Source organism: Priestia sp. P5 (assembly GCF_029522155.1).
Taxonomy (GTDB): domain Bacteria; phylum Bacillota; class Bacilli; order Bacillales; family Bacillaceae_H; genus Priestia; species Priestia megaterium_E.
This window is the reverse complement of sequence record NZ_JAKWFJ010000001.1, coordinates 1769197-1791724: the sequence shown is the minus strand read 5'-3', so window position 1 is coordinate 1791724 and position 22528 is coordinate 1769197. Positions and strand designations below refer to the sequence as shown.

Genomic DNA, 22528 nt, shown 5'->3' with positions numbered 1-22528 from the left:
TCCTTATCGTGTAACAACGTCGTTAGCAATTTCATTTTTAGTTAATGCATCTTGTAAAATACGTTCTTGTTCTTGTCTGTGAACTGTTGGATCTCCTTCAGCTGGACTTGAGCGTCTTGTGCGACCGATGTAGTCAACAGTAGCTCCTTCTGGTGCTACTTCACGCAGTCGATCTTCTACATAGTTCCATGCGCCCATGTTTTCCGGCTCTTCTTGTAACCAGACAATCTCTTTTAAATTTTTATAGCGAGCAAAGATTTCAGCAATTACGCGTCTTGGGAACGGATAAATTTGTTCTAGACGAAGAACGTGTAGCCAATCTTTATCATCTTCTGCTTTGTTTAAGCGTTCCGTTAATTCACTGCTGATTTTTCCGCTGCACAGAACGATTCGTTCAACTGCATCTTCTTTTTTGCCTAATCCAGGCTGTTCTACTACTAAGCGGAAAGAGCCTTTCGTAAACTCTTCAAGGTTTGACACACTAAAAGCATTACGAAGCAAACTTTTTGGTGTCATAACTACTAGCGGTCTTACTTCTTCGCGCTGTAAAATGGCAGCTTGTCGTCGAAGTAAGTGGAAATATTGCGCAGCGCTTGTTACGTTTGCGATTGTCCAGTTGTTTTCACCAGCTAGCTGTAAATAACGTTCTAGACGAGCGCTTGAGTGTTCTGGCCCTTGACCTTCATGGCCGTGTGGCAGCAATAAGACCATTCCAGATTTTTGTCCCCATTTAGCACGGCCTGCTGCAATAAACTGGTCAATAATAACTTGACCTGCATTGGCAAAATCACCGAACTGTGCTTCCCAAAGAACAAACGTTTCAGGAGCAAATACATTATAGCCGTATTCAAATCCAAGAACGGATCCTTCTGATAATGGACTGTTACGAATATCAAAGGAAGCGCTTACGTTCTTCATTGCGTGTAGTGGTGAGTAAACATCCCCTGTCTTATGATCATGAAGAACAAGATGTCTATGTGCAAACGTACCACGTTCAGAATCTTGGCCTGTAATACGAATTGGCGTGCCGTCTCTTAAAATCGTAGCAAATGCAAATGCCTCACCCAATGACCAATCTACGCTTTCATTTTCTTCAAACGCTTTGGCACGTTTAGATAAGATGCGATCAAGTTTTGGGAATACGTTAAATCCTTCAGGATATTTCACTAGCTCTTGATTCACTTCAAACAGCTCTTCTTTTGTAACAGATGTATCAATATCTGAAATTCCTTTGAAGACTGCTTGTGGCATTTCCATAATTCTATGTTGTTTTTCAGCTTTTGGCGGTACTTTCTCATAAGCTGCTTTTAACTTCGCTTGTAACTCTTCATTAATTTGATCTGCTTGACCGCTTTGAATAACGTTTTGTTCTTCGAGCTGCTTTGCATACATAGCACGAACGGTTGGACGTTTTGTCACAATTTCATACATCTTCGGCTGCGTTACAGACGGTTCATCCATTTCATTGTGGCCAAATCGACGGTATCCAATTAAATCAATCAAGAAATCTTTGTTAAAACGTCTGCGATACTCATAAGCAAAATAAGCAGCAGCTAAACAGGCTTCCGGATCATCCGCGTTTACGTGAACAATTGGAATTTCAAACCCTTTTGCTAAGTCACTTGCATATTTTGTTGAACGAGAATCGACGCTTTCTGTTGTAAATCCAATCATGTTGTTAGCAATAATGTGGATTGTTCCACCTGTTTGATAACCAGTCAATTGATTTAAGTTCAGCGTTTCTTGTACTATACCTTCACCAGGGAACGCAGCATCTCCGTGAATTAAAATCGCGAACGATTTTTTCACATCTTGTTTTGGGTATCCATTCACATCACGCTCATCTTGAGCTGCTCTTGTAAACCCTTCCACAACCGGATTAACAAACTCCAAGTGACTAGGGTTGCTAGCCAATGTCAAACGAGCTCGAACTGTGTTCTCTGCTTTAATTTGTTTGTCGGCACCCAGGTGATATTTTACGTCTCCCGTCCAGCCATAGTTGATACCGATTGAACCTTCTGAAGGAACTAATTCCTTGTTAGGTGCATGCTGGAATTCTGCAAAAATCATTTCATACGGCTTGCCTAATACGTGTGCTAATACATTTAAGCGTCCACGGTGAGCCATACCAATATTGACCGTTTTGGGGCTTGTTTCCACTGAGCGTGCAATCAGTTCATCTACAAGTGGAATTAGCATATCTACGCCTTCAATAGAAAAGCGTTTTTGTCCGACAAATGTACGGTGTAAAAATTGTTCAAAGCCTTCTACTTCTGTTAAACGCTTTAATACAGAAGTTCTTTTCTCATTTGAAAGAGGTTGGAAAATAGCACCTGACTCGACCATATCAGTCAGCCACTTATTCTCTTCCATGTTATGTACGTGATGGAATTCAAACGCAATGGTTTTTGTGTAGACATCTGTTAAATAGTTAATTGCATCTAAACCATTTTTGACGTGTGATGGCGCATTCGTACATAAAATATCAACCGGAATTGATTTTAAATCTTCTTGCGTTAAATTGTAATCTTCCAAGTGAAGCAAGACAGGATCTTTCTTCTCGCTTTCAAGAGGCTTAATTGACGCGTATAGATGACCATAAGCACGGATGTTTTCCGCTAGCTTAATAGCCGATGCAATTTTAGATGTGTTAGCTGAAGGTGCAGCCTGTGCGTATTCAGCTTGCTGAACCTGCTCACTTTCGTTTAATGGAGGAGCACCCCAATAATCAAATAATTCTTTTAAGTCTGGATCTACTAGATCTGACTGCTCTTCATATAACTCATACTGTTCTAATACATAGCCATAGTTCGGACCCAAAAATCCTTGCCAAGGCTCCCCTCTATTCGACGTTTCGTTACCCATGATAAAACCCCCAACGAGTTATAATAATTGTCGTACTCAACAATCTTTCCATTTTGAATGTCGATTACCTTATCGTCTGACATCTTTACAACGAGTGATAAATCTCACTGCGTGTGTATCTGATATCTGCTTATATTTTACCACTCTTTTACTCGTCAATCAAAATGAAATCGCTATATTTCTTTAATTTTTTTTACTTTTTTAATAGTCTTACTACTTTTTGAAAGCGTTTTATAAGTAAAGCTGATTAAAGGTCGAATCAGGTGTTAATTAATTGTTATTGACCTAGCTTTTGGCAAAATTAAATTGCTTGAAATATATTTTATGACCATTAAAAAAAGAAGCAGCGTTTTGCTTCTTTTTTTAAAACTCATCTACGATTTTTTCAACGTCTTTAAAATAACCATCATCTACTTCTGTAAGCTTGCTGCTTTTCGCCGCTTCGAGTAAATGAGTGAACCAAGTTAGTTCTACTTTCAAATGCATAATCGTGCGCATAATGATCGACAGATTTGCAATGGAATGATCCACCTTTTTAACTTGGTACAAATTTTGCATTTTTTCTAAATAAGCTGCCGTTTCCTCAATCTTTTTTTCTAAAGCAGAAGCCACTTTTTTTTGATCGACGTAAGAAGTAAATGAAAGAGCAGCATAAACAGGTCTATGCATATGCTCTTTTTTTAACAGCTGTTCAAAATAAAGGCGCTCAAATTCTTCTCTTCCTGCATCCGTGATAGAATAAACGGTCTTTTCAGGTCTGTTCGTCTCTCGAATCACATCGACTACTTTCACCAACTGATCTTTTTCGAGCGTATCAAAAGCGTAATATAAAGAACCGCTTGCAAGTTTAATATAGTGCTTCATTTGTCTTTCATTAATGGTTTGCTGAATTTCATAAGGGTGCTTATTTCCTTCCATTAATAAGCCCAGTATGACTAATTTAACACTCATAACACCTTTCACCTCTTGACATGCATCTTATTTAGTAAAAAAAGCACGAATAAATTCGTGCCTTTTCTATTTTTGAGCTGCAGGTTCCTTAGCTTCTACCCGCTTTTTAGGGGGAACTTCCACTCGTTCATTTCCCATTAAAAAGACAGTAATAATAGCTACTGCAATTGGAATAAGAGCAAGCATAAATGCATACGTGATCGATGTAGACATAGCATCAACAATCTTATCTAATATTTGAGGCGGAATGCTGTTTCGAGCGCTTGATTGAAAAACTGCACTCGGATCTCCTATTTGAGAGAATGCTCCTTGAGATCCATTTCCCATCCCTTGAAAATTGCGCTGCAGCTCATTTGTAAATGTATTGCTTTGAATCGTTCCAAAAATCGTAACTCCCAGCGTCATTCCTAAGGAACGCGCAAATGAGTTTGTGGAGTTGGCAGAACCTCTAAACTGTGGATCCAGCTTATGCGTTGACGAAGTTGGTAAAAGAGAAAAGCTAAATCCTACGCCAAACCCAGTCAAAATCATGAATACCGTTAGCATCCAACGAGGTGTATCAGGTTCCATTGTTCCTAATAAAAACATTCCTACTGCAAATGAAAAAACGGACATAATCATTAAGTTTCGAAAGCTTGTTTTTGTTAGAAAAATCCCGCCGATCGCACTTCCTGCTACCGACCCTAACATCATCGGAGTTAAAATTAAACCTGCATTTGTAGCAGAACCTCCGTAAACAGCTTGAACGAAAATAGGAATAAATACTGTTAAAATAATAAACGTTGCTCCGTATAAGAAAGCGAGAATTTGTGATGTTGCAAACAAACGGCGTTTGAACATCCAAAACGAAATAATCGGCTCTTGCGCGCGTTTTTCCACAAAAAAGAAGAGTGATAGCGCCACAGCAAAGATAGCAAAAAGAGATAAAATTTGCGGAGAAGACCACTCGTACTCTTTTCCTCCAAGCTCAAGAGCAAACATTAAACTGACTACTGAAATTACAAGAGTGGCTGCACCAGCCCAGTCAATTTTTTGTTTTTTATGACTTTTTGATTCTTTATAAAAGCGCACAATAAAAAATAACGATAAAAGTCCAATCGGCACGTTCACATAAAACACCCAGTGCCAGCTGATGTATTCCGTAATGTAGGCACCAAGAAGCGGACCAAATACGCTTGCTGAGCCGAAAACGGCACCCAATAATCCCGTCATTTTCCCGCGCTTTTCGGGAGGGAAAATATCAAATACAATGGTAAAAGCAATCGGAAGAAGCGCTCCTCCTCCAATTCCTTGAATCGCCCGGTAAATACTTAGCTGCACAATGCTTTGCGCTAGGCCACACAATGCAGATCCAAGTAAAAATACCGTCAATCCAAAAATAAAAAACCGTTTACGGCCGTACATATCAGATAGTTTACCAAATATCGGCATACCTGCCATCACGGCAACCATATAAGCGGACGTAACCCAAACAAACTTATCTAACCCGCCTAGATCAGAAATGATTTTCCCCATAGCCGTCGCTACGATGGTATTATCCATGGCTGACATGAAAATACCGAGCAGCAATCCTGCTACGATAAAACGAATATTTTTTTCTGATGAAACCATTTCAGTTCCTCCTTTCGCGTCATCTTTTTGATGAACAGAAATGATAGCTACTTAAATTATTATATTCAAATTTGAGTATTTTACAATCTTAAATGTGCTTTTTTAGAAATAAACATAAGAAAAGCGTAATGGGTCCATTACGCTTTTACTGTGAGCTGAGGCTCTAATTCAATCTCAACATTTCCTTGAATGGCTCTTGAAATCATACAGGATGTTTCTGCTTTTTTTATAAGTCGACTGATTTTTTCTTCTTGAGCCGCAAATTCAGATGTGATGATAACATGAGGTTTATGAATAATTTTTTCGTATGTGAATACACCATTCGTCACGTCCACAATAGCTTCTGATTCCATCGTTAAAGCCTCCTGACGGATTCCGCTTCTTTCGAACATCGCTGCAAGCGTGATGATGTAGCACGTGGCTGCTGCCCCTAGCAGCATTTCATCTGGATTTGTTCCCACTCCTGGTCCGTCCATTTCTGGTGGAATGGAAATTTTTGTTTTTAATTGTCCCGATTCAATTGTACCTACTTCATTTCGGCCTCCTGGCCAATTTGCTTGCAAATGAAAGTGATGTTTTGCCATAGTTAATCCTTCTTCCTTCTATATAATGATGTGTACCTAGCGTACCCTTTTTATGTATAAAATAAAAATGTTCTGCTTGTCACAGCAAAAAGACTGCTAAACAGCGCAGTCTTCGTTTTTTCTAGCTTAAAGGTACTTTCTTTTCGCTTTCAACGAAAGCTTTGATTAATGATGGCAGCCAGTCCTGCAGGTTTGTAAATGAATATCCCCAAAAGCTAGCTTTTTCATTGCTCATCGTCCAAGAATGATCTACTCCGTAAGGAGAACTATTTTCGTCTGTTAAACGAGAGGTTGTTTTTGCTGTTTTATTCGCTGCTTGTTCAATATATGAAAATAAATTTTTGAGCGAAATGGTACCATTTGCACAAGCGTTAATCGGCCCTTTTAGCTTCTGCTCTGCACACCAGACTAAAAATTCACCTGCTTCTTCCTGTGAAATAAAGTTCATTTCTGCTTCGATAGCCGGTACACCAATTTCTTCTTCATGCATAATTTTTTCTACGTGAAAACGTAAACGATCCGTATAATCATCTTTTCCCATTACAATTGGAAAACGCACGGCCGTTACCGAAAACGGTGCTTTTTGAAAGAATACAGCCTCGGCTTGGCGCTTTCCTTCTTGGTAGGAAATATTTTCACGACGTGTATATGAAATGGGATACTTGTATGGATCGAAATCTTCTTCATAACACGTTTTTTCTAAAGAACCGTATACTGAAAGAGTTGAGGTTAGTACATAGTGACTCGTACTATGACGAAAAGCTTCAACAGCAATAGCTGCGCCGTGTGAAGAATAACATATTTGATCGAAGATAACATCCCATTTTCGTCCTCGTGTTGTTTCGATTACAGAATCTTTTTCTACACGATCAAGAAAAATTCGATCAACTCGGTTGCCGAAATCATCCGGCGTTTTACCTCGCGTTGCTAACGTAACCTTTACTCCTTTAGAGAGCAACGTCTGAACTAAATTTTTTCCAAAAAAACGAGTTCCACCTAGCACAAGTGCTGTTTTCATCCTTTTCTCCACCTTTCGTATTTAATATGGATAACTATACCATTATTATCCAACTTTTTTGTTCATAAAGCTATAAATCTTTTCGCTTATTTTTTTGTATTTCCCCCTATTTTTTCGCCGCTGTCGTGTTAAGATGTACATATCTAACCAAAAGGAGCGAGAGTGATGAATCCTTCTCCACTTCCCCTTAACGAACGCCTTGCTGCTCTTGATATTATTCGGGGTATTGCTTTGTTAGGCATTTTCTTGGTGAATATCCCTGCTTTTGCTTCTCCGATATTTATTTTTCAACTGTACGATGTTCCTTATGAGTATAAAGGAGTAGATGCTTACATTGATTTATTCCTGCTGCTGTTTGTTCAAGGAAAGTTTTTTACGATTTTTTCTTTTTTATTTGGACTTGGATGCGGAATCTTTTTGCATAGAGCTGAAGAAAAGCATTACTTTGCCGCTGCTTTATGGTCAAGAAGAATGGCTTCCTTGCTATTAATCGGGCTTTTTCATCTTGTCTTTTTCTGGTATGGAGACATTTTGCATGTGTATGCTATTGGCGGTTTTTTAATGTTGTTTTTTTATAATCGAAAAACCAAGACAATTTTGCTGTGGGCAATAGGCTTGCTATGCTTTTTTTATCTTTTGGCTTGCATGCAGTTTTTTACTCCAGCACACGTCTTGCAGGAGGCTCAGCGGGAGTATAAAGTTTTACATGAACATGCCTCAACTCAATATTTATCCACCTACAGGCAAGCAGACTATTTATCTTGGCTGCTTTATCGTTTGAATGTTGAAGTGGTGCCTATGCTATTAAATCTACCGTTTTCTATCTTTCCCGTATTTTCTATGTTTTTATTTGGCTTATATACTGCTAAAAAAGGATTAGTACATAATATCGAACAAAATCGTTATTTTTTTAAGAAAATTCAGTTAATAACAGGTGCAGCAGGTTTTACTTTAACTATCATTCTTGCTATCTTAAAACTAGAAATTTTAAAATATGGACTCTATCAGCAGGCGGCCATTCACCTTTTTACAAGTTTGAGCGGCATTTTTCTATGTTTTTTTTATCTTACCACTTTACTGTTATTCCTGCAATTTTCTCCTTACGCTTGGATGCTAGGTCTTTTTAAGTATAGTGGAACAATGGCATTAACAACTTACCTTAGCCAAACTTTAATTTGCCTGTGGATGGTTCGATCCTTTGGTTTATACGGAACTCTTACCTTAGCAGAAAGCACGATTGTTTGTCTCATTATATATACACTCCAGCTTTTTTTTAACAAGTGGTGGCTTTATTATTTCTATTACGGTCCGTGTGAATGGTTATGGCGGAGCTTTACATACCGATCTTTCCGGCCTCTCAGACGGAATAGAAAATCTTCAGCTTAACAGCAAATCGGCCTTCAAGTTTGAAAGCCGATTTGTCTCCTTTACTGCAAAGGCGGTATGGTTATTCGTTTAATTCCATTTGTCTCAAATTCTCGTATATAATCCATTTCTCGATGGAAAATTTGCATAAAAACTTCATTTTTTATTTCTTTAATGGGTCCTATTTGTTCTATCACATCTCGCTTGGCCATGCGATAGGCTAGCGCTTCCCAAAACACTTCGTTATCGTATTCTCCAATAATATCTTGAAGAGAATCTTCATGTTCTTCTGTAAACATAATCTCACTGTTTAGCGAGTGAAAAGGTCCTTTTTCAAGGAAAGGCTCTGCGTGAGAAAACATTTGTTTTTCTATATCCGTATATTCTTGTGCATGCTCATCTTCCACTCCAGAACATGCTGTGACCATCCAGTTACCTAAATAAATTAAATCAAGCAGTTGAAAAAAGTGCGTCTCAGATAGTTGAAGTTCAATATCGTTTTTTACAGGAGCTTTTGACATAAGCGCGGATCTCTCCTTTAATTTTGAGGGTAGTTGCTACTAAATAAAATAGCTAAAAGGGTTAGTATGCAGGCTAGCAGGAAAACTGAAGAAATGGCTTCACCTCTTTTCTGTAGTGTAAAAATAGAGGTACTGACATCCAAAGAAGTGAATACGAAGGGTGTAAACTTATCATAATCGAAATAAAGACAAGATACAAGACTTTTTTACTAAATTTTCTGACTATTTTCGTCATAAATACCTATTTTTGTTTTGTTTATACTAGAAAGGTCCGAAAATTGTGTGCTGAGCTGCTCAAAATAAAAAAGCGCTGAACCAGGCGCTTTAACGGTGTAAAAAAATAGATAAACCAATAAAAAAAGCAGCTAAAATAAAATCAAAAATCCATTGCCACTTCTCACGTTTTAACAATACGTGCTCTACTCCTGATAACAGCGAACTTATACTAACCAAAACAAAAATAAAGCTTAATTGGTTAAACGAAAATTTAGTGACAAAATTTGATACAAGTATGACTGCTACGGTGATGAACAGTGCCATTTGACTTATAAGTACCCATTTAATTCTCTGTTTATATCCGTCTTTTAAAGCTTGTAATAAATCGTTGCTGATCACTCTCGCTAAACCCCTTTTGTATTCCTATCGTCAAAAGTAAGAACGCAGCAAAAAACGCTTATCTGCATCTTAACTACTTAGCAAAACTAGCTATTAAATCGAAACATAAATATCAACTTGACTGTACTCAGGATCAATACAGCGTTCATCATATAATTCAAAATCTATTTTATAGGCACGGTGATTTTTTTTAGCCCACTCGCGAATATAAGCCCAAGCTTCTACGACTACCTGTCTAGCTGGCCCGACAGCTGTTGTAAACACCATGTATTCACCTCCTGGGATGATGAACTCTCTCATATCATCTTTCAGTTCGCCGCCGGGTAAAACTTCATATCCAAGAGCAAATGTAAAATCCATTTTTTGATTGTATTCAAATTCTGTATAAAGAGCAAATGTATTACCATTTACTTTATTGGCGATTTTATTAGCTAACTGTTGTTTATAAAAAGTCTGCCAGTGCTCAGGAATAAGACCTGTGCCCGTTTCTTCCACAGGTTCATCTGTTCGAATAGGCACTCCTACAACAGTAAATTCATTTACCTTGACTACTTTTTGACTTACAACTAAGTCAGTCAACATATTGAGCCCCCTTAATTCTTCTTTTTCTGTAGTTACAATGAGGGAAATACTTCTTAATATGCATTTTATTTGTATTCAAAGAAAACGTCAACCTTTTATGCAAATCCCTTAACGAAGGGGCTGAAGATCATTCTTCTAAGCTATAAAAAAACGATTCTATTTTCTTTGTACACATCATACGTATAAGATACCCCTAATTTACAATAGAGTGAGGTAAAAAAATGAAGATCATTGAACTTGCCGAATTCATTAAAACAAGTAAAAAAACAACTAAACTTGCTCTCTCCTCTTCTACAGTACAGTATACATTAGAAACAGATGATTTGAAAATTGAATTAAAAACAGGCGGCACGAATAAGCGAATCGTGTTTTTTCGCATCTTCTTAAAAGGAACATACAAGGATTGGATTTGTTATCACCGGAACGAACATCATATTTACGAATTGTATCAAAATATTTCTTTATCCCCTCAACTGCAAAAGCAGCTTTTGTACGCTATTGCATCATAAAAAGAGCTGGCTTAGTTAGCCAGCTCTTTTTATTTATGCTGTAGCTTTGTAAATGAATGTTTGTGCGGCTTCACATGTAATTTTCCCTTTGTCCATTGAATCCCTCTATATAAATAGTACGAGCACCAAAAAACTGCTGGAACGATAAGTACGTAGGCAACGACACTATTTGTAAAGAAAGAAGAATCTATAGAACGAAGCAATCGATAGGTCTCATTTAATATACATATATGCACTACATAAATGCCAACTGAATTTTTCCCAACCTTTGAAAAGAATGAGTTTTTACCAAGACTTGGACTGCTCAATACGAATAAAAACAATGATGCGGATAAAAAGATTGTAGAAATAAAATAGTCTCCGGGCTTGCTGTGCTGGATGTTAACCAACCAGTAACGCTCGACGATCTCTAGCGCTGAAAACACAAAAAAGCTGGCTAAATAAATCATTGGCCTTACGTTTAGTACTGACAGAATTTGCTTGCCATAAAGGGCAAACATAGCTCCTAATACTGTATAGAACAAACCAAAGAACAGGGCATCTCTCGTTTGAAAAGAAAGTGGAAAAAATAAAGAATAAGACTGCCCAAATAACCCAGTTACATATAATACGGTGCTGATAAGCATTAATAAGCCAATCTTTTTCCATCGTTGAAATAAGAAAACGATGACAACAGCCCAAATTAATGCAATCAAGTACCAAAGCTGAAATCCACTTGTGTCACTTCCATAGTAAAAAATATCTTTGAATGTGATGGATGATGTTAAATAATCAGCTACTGCACCTTTTCGCTCTGCTAACGTTCCGTGGTTCTGAAATAAGCGCAGAACTACACCAAACAATAAATAAAAGATGAACCAACATGCATAAAGCTTTGAAATATTCCACGTGTATTTTTTTAAGTATGCAGAAGGCTTTGGATGTTTTTGAATTTTATTCATAAACAAATACCCTGATACAATAAAGAAAAAAGGAACCGCGAATCGTGCAAATGTGTCAACAATGACATCTAGCACATTTTCCTGGTTCCCTAAAAAGAAATCGTCATGTGATGGATTAACATGAATACAAACCACAAACACTGTAGCAAAAAACTTAATAAAATCAATTGAATAATTACGTTCCATCTTGTTGTCAGCTCCTTAAAATAAACTCGAGCTCTATTTTAGCATAATTATCCAAACGAGAAAGAGATTTTGGTAAAATTAACCTTATAGTCATGAAAAAAATTTCTTAACTTCCAATATTCTAGTCTTGTTTACTTGTATGATGTCTTTCAATATTCCAAATAAGTGATTCTAAAGAACTACAAAACAAAAAACAGATTACGCGTAACCGGTTTTTAAATTAACATTTTCCATGCAAACTTATTATCTTGTTTAATATCGACTTCTTTTTCATGCAAAGCCTGCACATGCTGTTTAATTTGTTTGAGAAACAGCATTACTTCCCCGCTTGATACGGCAGCTGAGTTGAGAGATAACGAATGTTTTTTAGCAATTTTTAATTCCTCGGTTTCCACCGAAATACTCACGTGGCGAAATAAGTGCCAAGGGTAGTAAACTGTTTTAAAAGATTTTGAGAAATAAATTCCTTTAGAACAAACGGTAATCCCCTCGGTTTTTTGAAGAGGATATGTATTTAAATGAGCTACAATTTTTTCTTTAGCAGGTAAATAGAGCCTGTTTCGCATCTCTTTTTCAACTTCTTCACATAGTTGCCCTTCTACCGACAACACATCTTTTGGATCAGGGGTTTGATGAATTTGAAAAGATGAACAAATAGAAGTTAATTCTTTTGAGGATACACACGGATATATATAGTCTTGACACATATATTCATGGGAATGAGTGCGAATAAATTTCTTGATTTTTTTTAATAGAGATACTAGCTTTCTAGCTGAGTAATCGTTTTGATTGACTTGAAATTTCTCCACCTCATTAAAACAAATCATTTCTTCTTTTCGAATGGTAATGGATTGAATGTTAGCGAACTCTTCCCATAACATTTTTCCTTTTTTCATCCCTCTGCTTTTCCAGTAAATCCCCTTATTTGTAAAGCAAATTCCCCTTTTATCTAGGCCTGCTATAAAAGAGCTGTGTAAATACGCAATTATTTTTTCTTGGGGCTGAAACTGAAAGTATTTGCTAGCCATTTTTTTGTAGAAAGTAGGTATTTGCATTACATAAAATTGACTTTCTCTATAGATTAAGCATAAGTCAGTCAAATAATTAGTTTTCAGCGTCGCCACGCTCTCACTTCCTTTTTGAGTATAAATAACCGTACCCATTTTTTTCTATTACTTTATAAACGTTTTTTAATGAAAAAAGTTTCAACTTTTTTCGTTTTTTATAAAAAAGCTTTAAATTGAAGCATTCCTTTTATCTAGGAGGTTATCTAATTACTCACTTATTCAATAATCTTATTTTAAACGTTCCCTACTTAATTAAGAAACTAAACCAGATAATAGCAATGCTTCCCTGCTTTATCCAAATCATCCGTTGTGAACAAAAACAAACCGCAGCGTTAAAACGCGATGCGGTTTGTTTTTTAAGCTAAATAAGCTTCTTTTATTTTTTCATTATGAATTAATTCCGTCCCTTTCCCTTGTAGAATAATTTCGCCCGTTTGAATTACATAGCCTCGGTGCGCGATTTGCAGCGCTTGATAAGCGTTTTGTTCAACGAGTAAAATCGTCATGCCGTTTTTATTTAACTCCATAATGATTTCGAATATTTGTTCTACGATGATAGGAGCAAGCCCCATAGAAGGTTCATCTAGCATAAGCATAGAAGGGTTCATCATAAGTGCCCGCCCGATAGCTAGCATTTGCTGTTCACCGCCACTCATCGTTCCTCCTTTTTGAGTCAATCTTTCTTTTAATCTTGGAAAATAGGTGAGTACTCTAGTCATGTTTTCTTCTATTACTTTTTTATTAGAAAGTGAAAATGCTCCGATCGTTAAATTTTCTTTTACCGTCATCTTAGGAAAGATCTTTCTTCCTTCTGGTACATGAGCTATTCCTAAACGGGCCGTTTGGTGAGGAGGGAATTTCGTGATGTGGGTGCCTTTATACATGATACTACCTGCTTTGACAGGAGCTTGACCGCTAATGGACTTTAATGTGGTAGATTTTCCGGCTCCATTGCTTCCGATAAGAGTCACAATTTCTCCTTCTTCTACATCAATCGTTATTCCTTTAAGTGCTTGAATTCCTCCGTAAAAGGTGTCAACTTCAGTTAACTTTAATAGCGTCATGTGCTTGTCTCCTTTCTTTCTATTTCCTCTGCCGCTCCTTTTCCTAAATAGGCTTCGATCACTTTCGGGTGTGTACGGATATGTTCAGCGTTTCCTTCTGCAATTTTTATTCCATGATCTAATACAATAATATGATCAGAAATTTCCATGACGAGCTTCATGTCATGCTCAATTAATAAAATGGTTATTTCACGGTCTTTTCGTATCGTGTGAATAAGATCCGTCAGCTCTTTTGTTTCACGCGGATTCATACCAGCAGCCGGTTCATCTAATAATAACAGTGAGGGTCTAGTAGCTAACGCTCTGGCAATTTCGAGTCGGCGCTGCGCTCCATATGATAAGTTATTGGCGACTTCGTTATATAAAGCTTCTAGCCCAACGTATTCTAACAGCTTATACGCTTCTTTTTTAGCTAATTTTTCCGCTCTTCTTGCTCGAGGTAAATTCAACAGTGTTTCAAAAGTGGTTGCTTTCAAATGGTTGTGCATCCCAACTAATACATTTTCTAACACCGTTATATTACTAAATAACCTGATGTTTTGAAATGTCCGAGAAATCCCTTGTTTTGATACGCTGTGAGGTTTTAGCCCTGTTATAGATTGACCATTTAATTTAATATCACCTGAGGTTGGCTGATAAACACCTGTCACCATATTAAAAAATGTAGTCTTTCCAGCGCCGTTTGGTCCTATTACAGCTGTTATTGAATTTTTTTGAATATCCATTGTTACGTCTTGATTGGCAATTAAACCCCCAAAGGTCTTGGTTACATTTTTTACTTCTAAAATAGACAATTTCTTTCACCTCTATAGATTGACGTTTTTCTCAGCCGTTGAAATCACAGGCTGTATTTCTTCTTCTTCAGCTTCTTCTTTCAGCTCTTTCAAATCGAACGTAGGCTGTTTAGCAGGAAGCAATCCCTGAGACCTGTATAGGGCAAATAGAATAAGAAGTCCGCCAAAAATAAATCGCTGCATTTTAGCTGGCGAAAGTGCATCTGGTATAGAGATAACCCCATTTAAACTCAGCTGATTAAACCAATCGGTGAGCTCCGTTAATACTTGAAGATTAAGAATGGTTACAACCGCCGCTCCAAGTATGACGCCTGGAACGCTCCCCATTCCTCCTAAGATAACCATGACTAAAATCGTGATAGATTCTAACAGCGTAAAGCTGGTTGGATCAACAAAGGTTTGCTTAGCGGCGAAGACCACTCCCATCATGCCTGAAAAAGAGGCACCGATAGCAAACGCAAGCAGCTTTGTTCTGACAAGGTGAATTCCCATCGCTTGAGCTGCAATTTCATTTTCTCGAACCGCTTTCCACGATCGTCCTACTTTAGAATATTCGAATCGCCGTACAATAAAAATAACCGCTGCTAAAATGACTAATACTACATAATAGAACTGACTTGGATATACTAAGTTAATCCCAAAAATAGAAGGCGGCGTCACGGAGGACAGCCCCATTGCTCCGTTTGTAATATTGATTGGTTTATCCAAATTGTTAAATACAATTCGAATAATTTCCCCGAATCCAAGCGTAACGATAGCTAGATAGTCCCCTTTTACGCGCAGCACAGGTATACCAAGCAGAACTCCAAATAAAGCGGCTATTAGGCACCCAGCAATAATAAAAAACCAAAAGCTTTCTCCTGATAATGGGTACGTACCAAAAGGCATAAAATTAGCAGCTTGATTGGTCGCAAAAATTCCATACGTGTAAGCCCCAACGGCAAAGAAAGCAACAAATCCCAAATCCAATAATCCGGCTAACCCCACTACGATGTTCAACCCAAGTGCCATAGCAATATAGATGCCTACTAGTGTAGATACTTCCATATATGATTCATAAGCAGGGCCTTGGCTAGCTGAAAAAGGAAGCAGCACAATTAAAATGACCCCTGCTATTAGCCATTTTAATTTACTAGAAAAAGACATAAAATACAGAAGTAATAATGAAAATAAAAGAAGTAAAAATGCGACAACGGACTTTTGGGCAAGCATTAAACTACCGCTTGTTGCAATTACATATATAAAAAATAGAATGATTTGCGCTTTTTTGTTTCCTTCAAGCCTACTCATTAATTTTTTCATCTTCATCACCTACACTTTTTCTGTAACGGCTTTTCCAAATAAGCCTTCTGGTTTAAAAATTAACACCAAAATCAAAATGGCAAATGCAAATACATCTTTATACTCTGCTCCTAAAATATTGCCGGTGATTGTTGATAAATTCGCAGCTGCAAACATTTCAAGAATGCCAAGCATTAGACCTCCAAACATTGCGCCTCGTATATTGCCTATTCCCCCTAAAACAGCTGCTGTAAAAGCCTTTAATCCTAATATGAACCCAATGTAAGGATCAATTGTTCCGTAATGAAGCGCAAATAACACACCGGTTGCGCCTCCTAGAGCCGAACCAATAAAAAAAGTAAGGGAAATGACTTTGTTTACATTAATGGACATGAGTGAAGCTGTATCAGGATCTTGGGCTACAGCCCTCATTGCCATTCCCCATTTGGTCCGATTGACGAAAATTTCAAGTCCGATCATTAAGCAAAGAGCAACAATTAACACTACGATAAACGTTACTTTAAATGTAGCATCATCAAATGATGATGAAAGAGAAGAAGCACTAATCGATACTTTGCCTGAAAATAAAGCTGGGGTATTAACAATATAGTTACCATTCTTAAGCTCCGTAATGAAGCGCACAAAATCCTGTAATAGAAATGACATTCCGATAGCTGTAATAAGTGTAATCAGTTTAGAAGACTTGCGCAGGGGGCGGTAAGCCACTCTTTCAATTCCCATACCAAGCAACCCAGTTGCAACACTCGTAATAAGAAGAACTAAAATTAACGTCACAACAGCTGGAAAAGCTGCAATCCAACCTACGCCTGTTAACCCTATTAAAATAGCGGTTCCGATAAAGGCGCCTGACATAAAAATTTCGCCGTGTGCAAAATTGATGAGTTCTAAAATGCCATATACCATCGTATAACCTAGGGCAATAATTGCATATACAGCTCCTAATGTTAGTCCGTCAATTAACACTTGCGGCAGCGTTTGTATAATATGAGCAAACATATAACCTCGTCCCTTTCGTCCTATAAAATCGATTTTAAGAAAAGAAAGGTACGGAACATCCATACCTTTCTTTTCTAAAGTTTACTGTGAGATTTCTCCTTCTAATTTAGCTGGGTACGAAGGAGCGTCAAACTTATAGATAAAGATTTTTGCGTATTTATTGTCTCCTTTCTCATCAAATCCTACCTGCGTAAGTTCTCCTTTGTATTCTGTAATATCGCGTACGGCGTCACGTACTGCTTCATGAGAAGGAAGCTTTTTATCATTGTCTTCAATGGCTTTTTGAATACCTTGAAGCATAACTTTCATGGAATCATACCCGTATACGGAGTATGACTCTACTTTTTTATTGAATTTCTTCTCATAATCTTTAGCGAATTTCGTCTTGGAAGCATCGCCTGCTACTGACGTAAGATACGTATCTTTTACAGCACCTCCGGCAATATCAACTAAAGTTGAGGAGTCTAAGCCATCCCCTCCCATAAACTTAGCGGTAATTCCTTTATCACGAGCTTGTTTAATTAAAAGTCCGCCTTCTGCATAAAGACCACCAAAATAAACGAGATCCGGCTTTTCTTTAGAGACTTGATTTAACACACCGTTAAAATCTTTTTCTCCAACCGTAATTCCTTCAAATCCAACAATTTTTGCTCCTTCTTTTTCAGCTGCTGTTTTAAAAGCATCTGCAAGCCCTTGTCCGTAAGCAGTTTTATCTTGAATGACAAAAATGTTTTTTGCTTTCAACTCTTTAACAGCATATTCAGCTCCCGCAGGACCTTGGAAGTCATCGCGCGCTACAATACGGTTAACCGTTTTTAACTTTCGATCTGTTACGTCCGTTGCTGTACTTGCAGGAGAAATCATTGGAATTGAGTATTTCTCATACGTTTCAGATGAAGGAATGGTAACCCCTGAATTTAAATGTCCTATCACTCCATAGACGGCTTTATCTGATCCGATTAACTGAGCGTTCGCTACGCCTTTTTTAGGATCGCCTTGATCGTCATACGGTACAAGCTGAAGTTTATATCCTAATTTTTCAAACGTATCTTTTTCTTCATCAAGAGCTAGCTGAGCTCCCAGTTTGATCGCTTCACCTAACGTCGCACTACCTCCTGACAAAGGGCTTTGCGTAGCAATTTTAATAACATTGCTGCCTTTGTCTTCTCCGGATGTACTGTTGCTCCCACAGCCAGCTACAAATCCTACAGATAAGACCGTTGTTGCTAAAATAGATAACATTTTTTTACTTAGCATGTAGTAATCGTTATAAAACGCGTAATAGCGGCTAGTCTTTTATAACGATTTTCCCTCCCTTTGTTTGCGTCTAGAACGCTTTTTATCTTTACAACAAATGTCATTTCTGAAAACGGTGAAACAGCTTGCTGTTTATGTACATCTTTTTTCACATCCTTTCATAATCGATTTGCTCTCATATATAAAGAGAAACTAATAAAAGTAAAAATATAGTTATTTTTTACTATTATAAAAGGATAAACAGCAGTATTTCACCAAACTTGTCAGTAATAATGACATATATTTTTATAATTTTCTTAATTTTATAAAAATAATTTTAATTATATTCACTTATTTTTTGCGATATACTTTTTGGCTATATATATAACAAAAAAGCATGTCACCATAAGGAAACATGCCGTGTAACTATTCAACCTAAAAAAGAGGTTGAGACATAACGAAATGAATCTAACCGAAAGACGAACAAATGAGATACATAGGCTGGACGGCTTATGACACCGCAGTTGATTTCCGTGCAAGGCTTCGCTTTCCGCGGGCGGCCGCTGAGCCTCCTCGTCGCTTGTGCTCCTGCGGGGTCTCACCTGTCCCGCTTTTCCCGCAGGAGTCTCCGCCTTGCCCTCCAATCAACTGCTAGAAGGAAAAAAACGAATAAAACGATAGGCACCATCACAAAAAAACGAACCACTCATTAAACATGTTGATGAGTGGTTCGTTTTTGACTTGGGCTAAACTACTTTTGTCCCAGCCTATTTTTATGACTCTTTGTTTTCCGCTTCTCCCAGAGTTTAACTATTGTTTCGTAATGCCTGTGATCCCTCTTCCCCTGTTCGGATCTTAATCGCATTTTTTAATTCATAAATAAATATTTTCCCATCTCCAGGCTGACCTGTATTTAGTACTTTTCTTGCTTTATCAACAACGTCAGATACCGGAACTTCGCACACCACAATTTCTACTTTAATTCGTGCGTGCATATTGTCTTGTTTTTTAACGCCTCTATAAAGCTCCGTAATGCCTTTTTGCAACCCGCACCCCAGCGCATCTGTAACTGTAATACCGCTAACGCCAATTTTCGCCAGTTCTTGCTTAAGCTCTTCAAACTTTGAAGGGCGTGTAATAATTTCAATTTTTGTTAAAACATCACTCACTGTGCCCACCCCTTTTACATATTCGATTCGTGATACGCTCTTTCACCGTGCAGCGTAATATCAAGCCCAAGCGTTTCTTCTTCTTGTGTCGCACGCAGAGATACAATTAATCCGACCACTTTAACAATAATGAAGGTAGCAATGCCGACAAATAGATACGTTGCTACGATAGCCACCAGCTGTTTCCAAAGTAGACTTGGATCTCCGTAGAATAAACCATTCGCACCGGCGTCATTTACAGAAGTTGTGGCAAATAAACCTGTTGCGATACCTCCCCACGTTCCCCCAATACCGTGAAGACCAAATGCATCTAACGCATCGTCGTAACCGATTTTCTTTTTAAGTGAGAAGATACCCCAGAAACAAACCGCTCCGCCGATAAAACCAATTACAATAGAAGCAAACGGTGTAACGAATCCACAAGCTGGTGTGATAGCTACAAGTCCAGCAATTGCTCCCGAAACGGCTCCAAGCAGCGTAGGTTTTTTATTGATAATCCACTCTACTACAAGCCAGCCGATAATTCCTGTTGCTGCCGCTGTATTCGTGTTAATGAAAGCCGTCATTGCAACGCTGTTAATAGTTAAAGAACTTCCAACGTTAAAACCAAACCAGCCGAACCAAATCAGCATTCCGCCTAAAAGAGTTAACGGTAAATTGTGAGGTGCTGCGGCATCGGCATTTTTTCTTTTTCCAACAACAAGAGCTAGAATTAATCCTGCTACACCTGACGAAATGTGAACGACGTTTCCTCCGGCAAAGTCAATAGCTCCTAGTTCACGAAGCCATCCGCCAACTCCCCAAACCCAGTGTGCAACTGGTGCATATACAAATAATGACCATAGGATAGCAAATAAGATAAATGCTGAAAACTTCATGCGCTCTGCAAAAGCTCCAGATATAATAGCTACTGTTAGTACAGCAAATGTCAGCTGAAACATCATAAACATATTATGCGGGATCGTAGCACTGTAGTCCCCGTTTGGAGTGAACCCGACTCCTTTTAATCCTACCCAGTCCAAGTTACCAATAAAAGCATTGCCACCGGTCGAAAAAGCTAACGAATAGCCTGCTACTATCCAAAGAACGGATATAACAGCTAAAGAACCTACGCTATACATCGCGGTACTTAGCATGTTTTTACTTCGAACCATGCCCCCGTAAAACAATGCAATAGCTGGTGTCATAATCCAAACCAATAATGCTGAAAAAAACATAAATACTGAATCGCCCATTTGCATGATGATTTCCCCCTTAAGTACGAATAAATAACCCCTAAATTTAATGTTAGATTATATAACATCTTTTGTTATGTTTACTATCATATTTGATTTATATGTATTTAGCAACTACTTTTTGCAAAATTATTCAGAAAACTTTTGTTTTTTTATACTGTTTTCTTTTTCTTGTGTATCCTCTTATGTACACATAAACTTAACAATTTTTATGCGTGTTAGAATTTCTCACATAAAAAATCCTCTTCTTGGAGTAGAAGAGGATTTTTCTTTACAAATACATATATACACTAGGCCCTAGAGGAATACCGAATACTGCAAAAATAAGCAACATAATAATCCAAATCCCTAAAAAAGCTAGAGTATAAGGAAGCATAAGTGAAATAATTGTGCCAAGTCCTGCCTTAGGCTCGTATTCTTTCATAAAAGCCAAAATAACAATCATGTATGGATTTAAAGGAGTAATTACATTCGTGGAAGAATCCGCTATTCGGTATGCTGCTTGAATAAATCCAGGGTTGTATCCTAACAGCATGAACAATGGAATAAAAATAGGTGCTTCTAGTGCCCATTGAGCGGAGCCGCTAAAAATAAGAAGGCTTAGAACAACAGTTAAAAATACAAAACCAACCACAACTGGAAGTCCAGTTAGATTTAGTGCTTTTAATGCATCCGCTCCTTCTACTGCAATCCACGTTCCAATATTAGTCCAATTAAAGTAAGCGATAAATTGAGCAGCCGCAAAAATAAGGACAATATAGCTAGCCATATCTTTCATCGAATCAGTCATATAAGCAGGTACATCTCTAGAACTTTTGATTTTCCCTACTGTTATTCCGTAAACAGAGCCAACTACCACAAAAAACAGCAGCGTGATCGGAATGATCCCATCTAAAAAAGGAGATGGAACAATTCCACCGTCTTCATTTCGTAGAGGAGAGTTGGGCCAAAATAAGAAAACAGCTAGTACAGCGACATAAATACATGTAGCAACGATACTGTTTTTTAATCCTTTTGCTTCTGCCTCACTAATTTCACCAAAATCATTGCGTTTTTTTCCTTTATAATAGCCTAGCCTAGGTTCTACAATCTTCTCGGTGACGATCGCCCCTATAACGGTCAAAACAAATACAGAAGCCGCCATGAAGTACCAGTTCGCTGCAGGACTGACAGCAGCGCTTGGGTCAATTGTTTTAGCAGCTTCAGTGGATATGCCTGATAACAATCCGTCGGTTCCGGATATAATAAGATTCGCTGTAAAGCCTGATCCTACCCCAGCGAATCCTGCTGCTAATCCAGCAAGCGGGTGCCTTCCTACTGTATAAAAAATCATTGCGGCAAGCGGAGGCACGATGACAAAAGCAGCATCTGCCGCTAAGTTGGCCATAATTCCTGTAAAAATGATGGCGTATGTAATAAGAGCTTTTGGAGCATTTAAAATCGTTTTCTTTATGGCCACTTCAAGCAGACCTACTTTTTCTGCAAGTCCGACTCCAAGCATCATAGCAAGTACAAGTCCTAGGGGCTTAAATTCAGTGAAATTGGTCAGCATCGATGTTAAGATATACTGAATGCCTTCATGCGACAACAAACTTTTAATTGGAAGAGTCTTGTTAGTACCGGGATGGACCACCGTTACTCCCATACTATTAATAGCAGCAGATGCTACTACGATAATAAGAGCTAAACATACAAACAAAATAAAAGGATCAGGTAGTTTGTTTCCGATTGCTTCTACCCTTCCTAATAGTTTGTCTAGAAAGGTTTTTGGGTGTGATTTTTGCTCTGTTTGCAAATTAGGTTGTGCCATGCTTTCTCTCCTTTTTCGTTTAGATTCTTTTTAGTTTTTTTCCTTTTAATTACCAAAAAGACTATTAGTACATAATAATCTGAATATTTATATTATTCAAGTATTAT

At 37.8% G+C, this 22528-nt stretch carries 21 protein-coding genes; 2 read left to right on the top strand and 19 right to left on the bottom strand.

Annotated elements, in window-relative coordinates:
* Positions 1-3: 3 nt before the first annotated feature.
* The 5 genes from sucA to MMB69_RS09805 form a co-directional block, all read right to left on the bottom strand.
* On the bottom strand, positions 4-2865 hold the full coding sequence (sucA, locus tag MMB69_RS09825) for a 2-oxoglutarate dehydrogenase E1 component (RefSeq protein WP_277447635.1): 2862 nt from the start codon (positions 2863-2865) through the stop codon (positions 4-6).
* A 363-nt stretch (positions 2866-3228) separates the two neighbouring features.
* Positions 3229-3816: a PadR family transcriptional regulator gene (locus MMB69_RS09820; protein WP_028412866.1), complete on the bottom strand. Its 588-nt coding sequence runs from the start codon at positions 3814-3816 to the stop codon at positions 3229-3231.
* Positions 3817-3882: 66 nt separating this feature from the next.
* Complete coding sequence (locus MMB69_RS09815) at positions 3883-5427, bottom strand: MDR family MFS transporter (protein WP_025751265.1); 1545 nt, start codon at positions 5425-5427, stop codon at positions 3883-3885.
* 137 nt (positions 5428-5564) lie between these two features.
* Positions 5565-6011, bottom strand: coding sequence for an OsmC family protein (locus tag MMB69_RS09810; RefSeq protein ID WP_269871544.1), 447 nt, complete (start codon positions 6009-6011; stop codon positions 5565-5567).
* Between the two features lie 121 nt (positions 6012-6132).
* A complete protein-coding gene (locus MMB69_RS09805) occupies positions 6133-7029 on the bottom strand; it encodes an NAD-dependent epimerase/dehydratase family protein (RefSeq protein WP_269871545.1) in 897 nt (298 codons plus the stop codon).
* A gap of 165 nt (positions 7030-7194) precedes the next feature.
* On the opposite strand from MMB69_RS09805, the gene MMB69_RS09800 reads away from it, so the two are divergent.
* Entirely contained in the window at positions 7195-8415 is a 1221-nt protein-coding gene (locus MMB69_RS09800) for a DUF418 domain-containing protein (protein WP_264407836.1), read from the top strand.
* A gap of 41 nt (positions 8416-8456) precedes the next feature.
* Here the strand turns inward: MMB69_RS09800 and MMB69_RS09795 are convergent, their stop codons facing one another.
* The 3 genes from MMB69_RS09795 to MMB69_RS09785 form a co-directional block, all read right to left on the bottom strand.
* Positions 8457-8915 carry a hypothetical protein gene (locus tag MMB69_RS09795; protein ID WP_153254556.1) on the bottom strand — a complete coding sequence of 153 codons (459 nt, stop codon included), beginning with the start codon at positions 8913-8915 and terminating at the stop codon, positions 8457-8459.
* A gap of 324 nt (positions 8916-9239) precedes the next feature.
* Positions 9240-9530, bottom strand: a complete 291-nt coding sequence (locus MMB69_RS09790) for a hypothetical protein (RefSeq protein WP_013057601.1) — start codon at positions 9528-9530, stop codon at positions 9240-9242.
* A 93-nt stretch (positions 9531-9623) separates the two neighbouring features.
* Positions 9624-10112, bottom strand: coding sequence for a GyrI-like domain-containing protein (locus MMB69_RS09785; RefSeq protein ID WP_264407839.1), 489 nt, complete (start codon positions 10110-10112; stop codon positions 9624-9626).
* 221 nt (positions 10113-10333) lie between these two features.
* On the opposite strand from MMB69_RS09785, the gene MMB69_RS09780 reads away from it, so the two are divergent.
* Complete coding sequence (locus tag MMB69_RS09780; protein ID WP_028409073.1) at positions 10334-10621, top strand: hypothetical protein; 288 nt, start codon at positions 10334-10336, stop codon at positions 10619-10621.
* Between the two features lie 29 nt (positions 10622-10650).
* Here MMB69_RS09780 and MMB69_RS09775 read toward each other — a convergent pair whose 3' ends face one another.
* The 11 genes from MMB69_RS09775 to MMB69_RS09725 form a co-directional block, all read right to left on the bottom strand.
* Entirely contained in the window at positions 10651-11748 is a 1098-nt protein-coding gene (locus tag MMB69_RS09775; RefSeq protein WP_264407840.1) for an acyltransferase, read from the bottom strand.
* 215 nt (positions 11749-11963) lie between these two features.
* On the bottom strand, positions 11964-12872 hold the full coding sequence (locus MMB69_RS09770) for a hypothetical protein (RefSeq protein WP_264407842.1): 909 nt from the start codon (positions 12870-12872) through the stop codon (positions 11964-11966).
* Between the two features lie 299 nt (positions 12873-13171).
* Positions 13172-13879 carry an ABC transporter ATP-binding protein gene (locus tag MMB69_RS09765; RefSeq protein WP_264407844.1) on the bottom strand — a complete coding sequence of 236 codons (708 nt, stop codon included), beginning with the start codon at positions 13877-13879 and terminating at the stop codon, positions 13172-13174.
* Positions 13876-14673, bottom strand: coding sequence for an ABC transporter ATP-binding protein (locus MMB69_RS09760; RefSeq protein WP_264407846.1), 798 nt, complete (start codon positions 14671-14673; stop codon positions 13876-13878). The genes MMB69_RS09765 and MMB69_RS09760 overlap by 4 nt, the downstream gene beginning before the upstream one ends.
* 12 nt (positions 14674-14685) lie before the next feature.
* Positions 14686-15975 carry a branched-chain amino acid ABC transporter permease gene (locus MMB69_RS09755; protein WP_264407848.1) on the bottom strand — a complete coding sequence of 430 codons (1290 nt, stop codon included), beginning with the start codon at positions 15973-15975 and terminating at the stop codon, positions 14686-14688.
* A gap of 9 nt (positions 15976-15984) precedes the next feature.
* The gene (locus MMB69_RS09750; RefSeq protein WP_153254687.1) at positions 15985-16971 is read right to left on the bottom strand and encodes a branched-chain amino acid ABC transporter permease; all 987 of its coding nucleotides are present in this window, start codon (positions 16969-16971) and stop codon (positions 15985-15987) included.
* A gap of 81 nt (positions 16972-17052) precedes the next feature.
* Positions 17053-18228, bottom strand: coding sequence for a branched-chain amino acid ABC transporter substrate-binding protein (locus MMB69_RS09745; RefSeq protein ID WP_277447634.1), 1176 nt, complete (start codon positions 18226-18228; stop codon positions 17053-17055).
* 489 nt (positions 18229-18717) lie between these two features.
* Positions 18718-18855 (bottom strand): hypothetical protein, encoded by a 138-nt coding sequence (locus MMB69_RS09740; RefSeq protein WP_264407853.1) that lies wholly within the window; start codon positions 18853-18855, stop codon positions 18718-18720.
* A gap of 158 nt (positions 18856-19013) precedes the next feature.
* Entirely contained in the window at positions 19014-19376 is a 363-nt protein-coding gene (locus MMB69_RS09735; protein WP_013057611.1) for a P-II family nitrogen regulator, read from the bottom strand.
* A gap of 14 nt (positions 19377-19390) precedes the next feature.
* Entirely contained in the window at positions 19391-20617 is a 1227-nt protein-coding gene (locus MMB69_RS09730) for an ammonium transporter (RefSeq protein WP_013057612.1), read from the bottom strand.
* 265 nt (positions 20618-20882) lie between these two features.
* A complete protein-coding gene (locus MMB69_RS09725; protein ID WP_277447633.1) occupies positions 20883-22421 on the bottom strand; it encodes an AbgT family transporter in 1539 nt (512 codons plus the stop codon).
* Positions 22422-22528 lie beyond the last annotated feature (107 nt).

Coding starts and splice junctions, on each gene's coding strand:
- MMB69_RS09730 (WP_013057612.1), bottom strand. CDS start 20,617: ATGCAAATGGGCGATTCAGTATTTATGTTTTTTTCAGCATTATTGGTT.
- MMB69_RS09810 (WP_269871544.1), bottom strand. CDS start 6,011: ATGGCAAAACATCACTTTCATTTGCAAGCAAATTGGCCAGGAGGCCGA.
- MMB69_RS09745 (WP_277447634.1), bottom strand. CDS start 18,228: ATGCTAAGTAAAAAAATGTTATCTATTTTAGCAACAACGGTCTTATCT.
- MMB69_RS09725 (WP_277447633.1), bottom strand. CDS start 22,421: ATGGCACAACCTAATTTGCAAACAGAGCAAAAATCACACCCAAAAACC.
- MMB69_RS09815 (WP_025751265.1), bottom strand. CDS start 5,427: ATGGTTTCATCAGAAAAAAATATTCGTTTTATCGTAGCAGGATTGCTG.
- MMB69_RS09805 (WP_269871545.1), bottom strand. CDS start 7,029: ATGAAAACAGCACTTGTGCTAGGTGGAACTCGTTTTTTTGGAAAAAAT.
- MMB69_RS09775 (WP_264407840.1), bottom strand. CDS start 11,748: ATGGAACGTAATTATTCAATTGATTTTATTAAGTTTTTTGCTACAGTG.
- MMB69_RS09765 (WP_264407844.1), bottom strand. CDS start 13,879: ATGACGCTATTAAAGTTAACTGAAGTTGACACCTTTTACGGAGGAATT.
- MMB69_RS09780 (WP_028409073.1), top strand. CDS start 10,334: ATGAAGATCATTGAACTTGCCGAATTCATTAAAACAAGTAAAAAAACA.
- MMB69_RS09755 (WP_264407848.1), bottom strand. CDS start 15,975: ATGAAAAAATTAATGAGTAGGCTTGAAGGAAACAAAAAAGCGCAAATC.
- sucA (WP_277447635.1), bottom strand. CDS start 2,865: ATGGGTAACGAAACGTCGAATAGAGGGGAGCCTTGGCAAGGATTTTTG.
- MMB69_RS09795 (WP_153254556.1), bottom strand. CDS start 8,915: ATGTCAAAAGCTCCTGTAAAAAACGATATTGAACTTCAACTATCTGAG.
- MMB69_RS09750 (WP_153254687.1), bottom strand. CDS start 16,971: ATGTTTGCTCATATTATACAAACGCTGCCGCAAGTGTTAATTGACGGA.
- MMB69_RS09785 (WP_264407839.1), bottom strand. CDS start 10,112: ATGTTGACTGACTTAGTTGTAAGTCAAAAAGTAGTCAAGGTAAATGAA.
- MMB69_RS09800 (WP_264407836.1), top strand. CDS start 7,195: ATGAATCCTTCTCCACTTCCCCTTAACGAACGCCTTGCTGCTCTTGAT.
- MMB69_RS09820 (WP_028412866.1), bottom strand. CDS start 3,816: ATGAGTGTTAAATTAGTCATACTGGGCTTATTAATGGAAGGAAATAAG.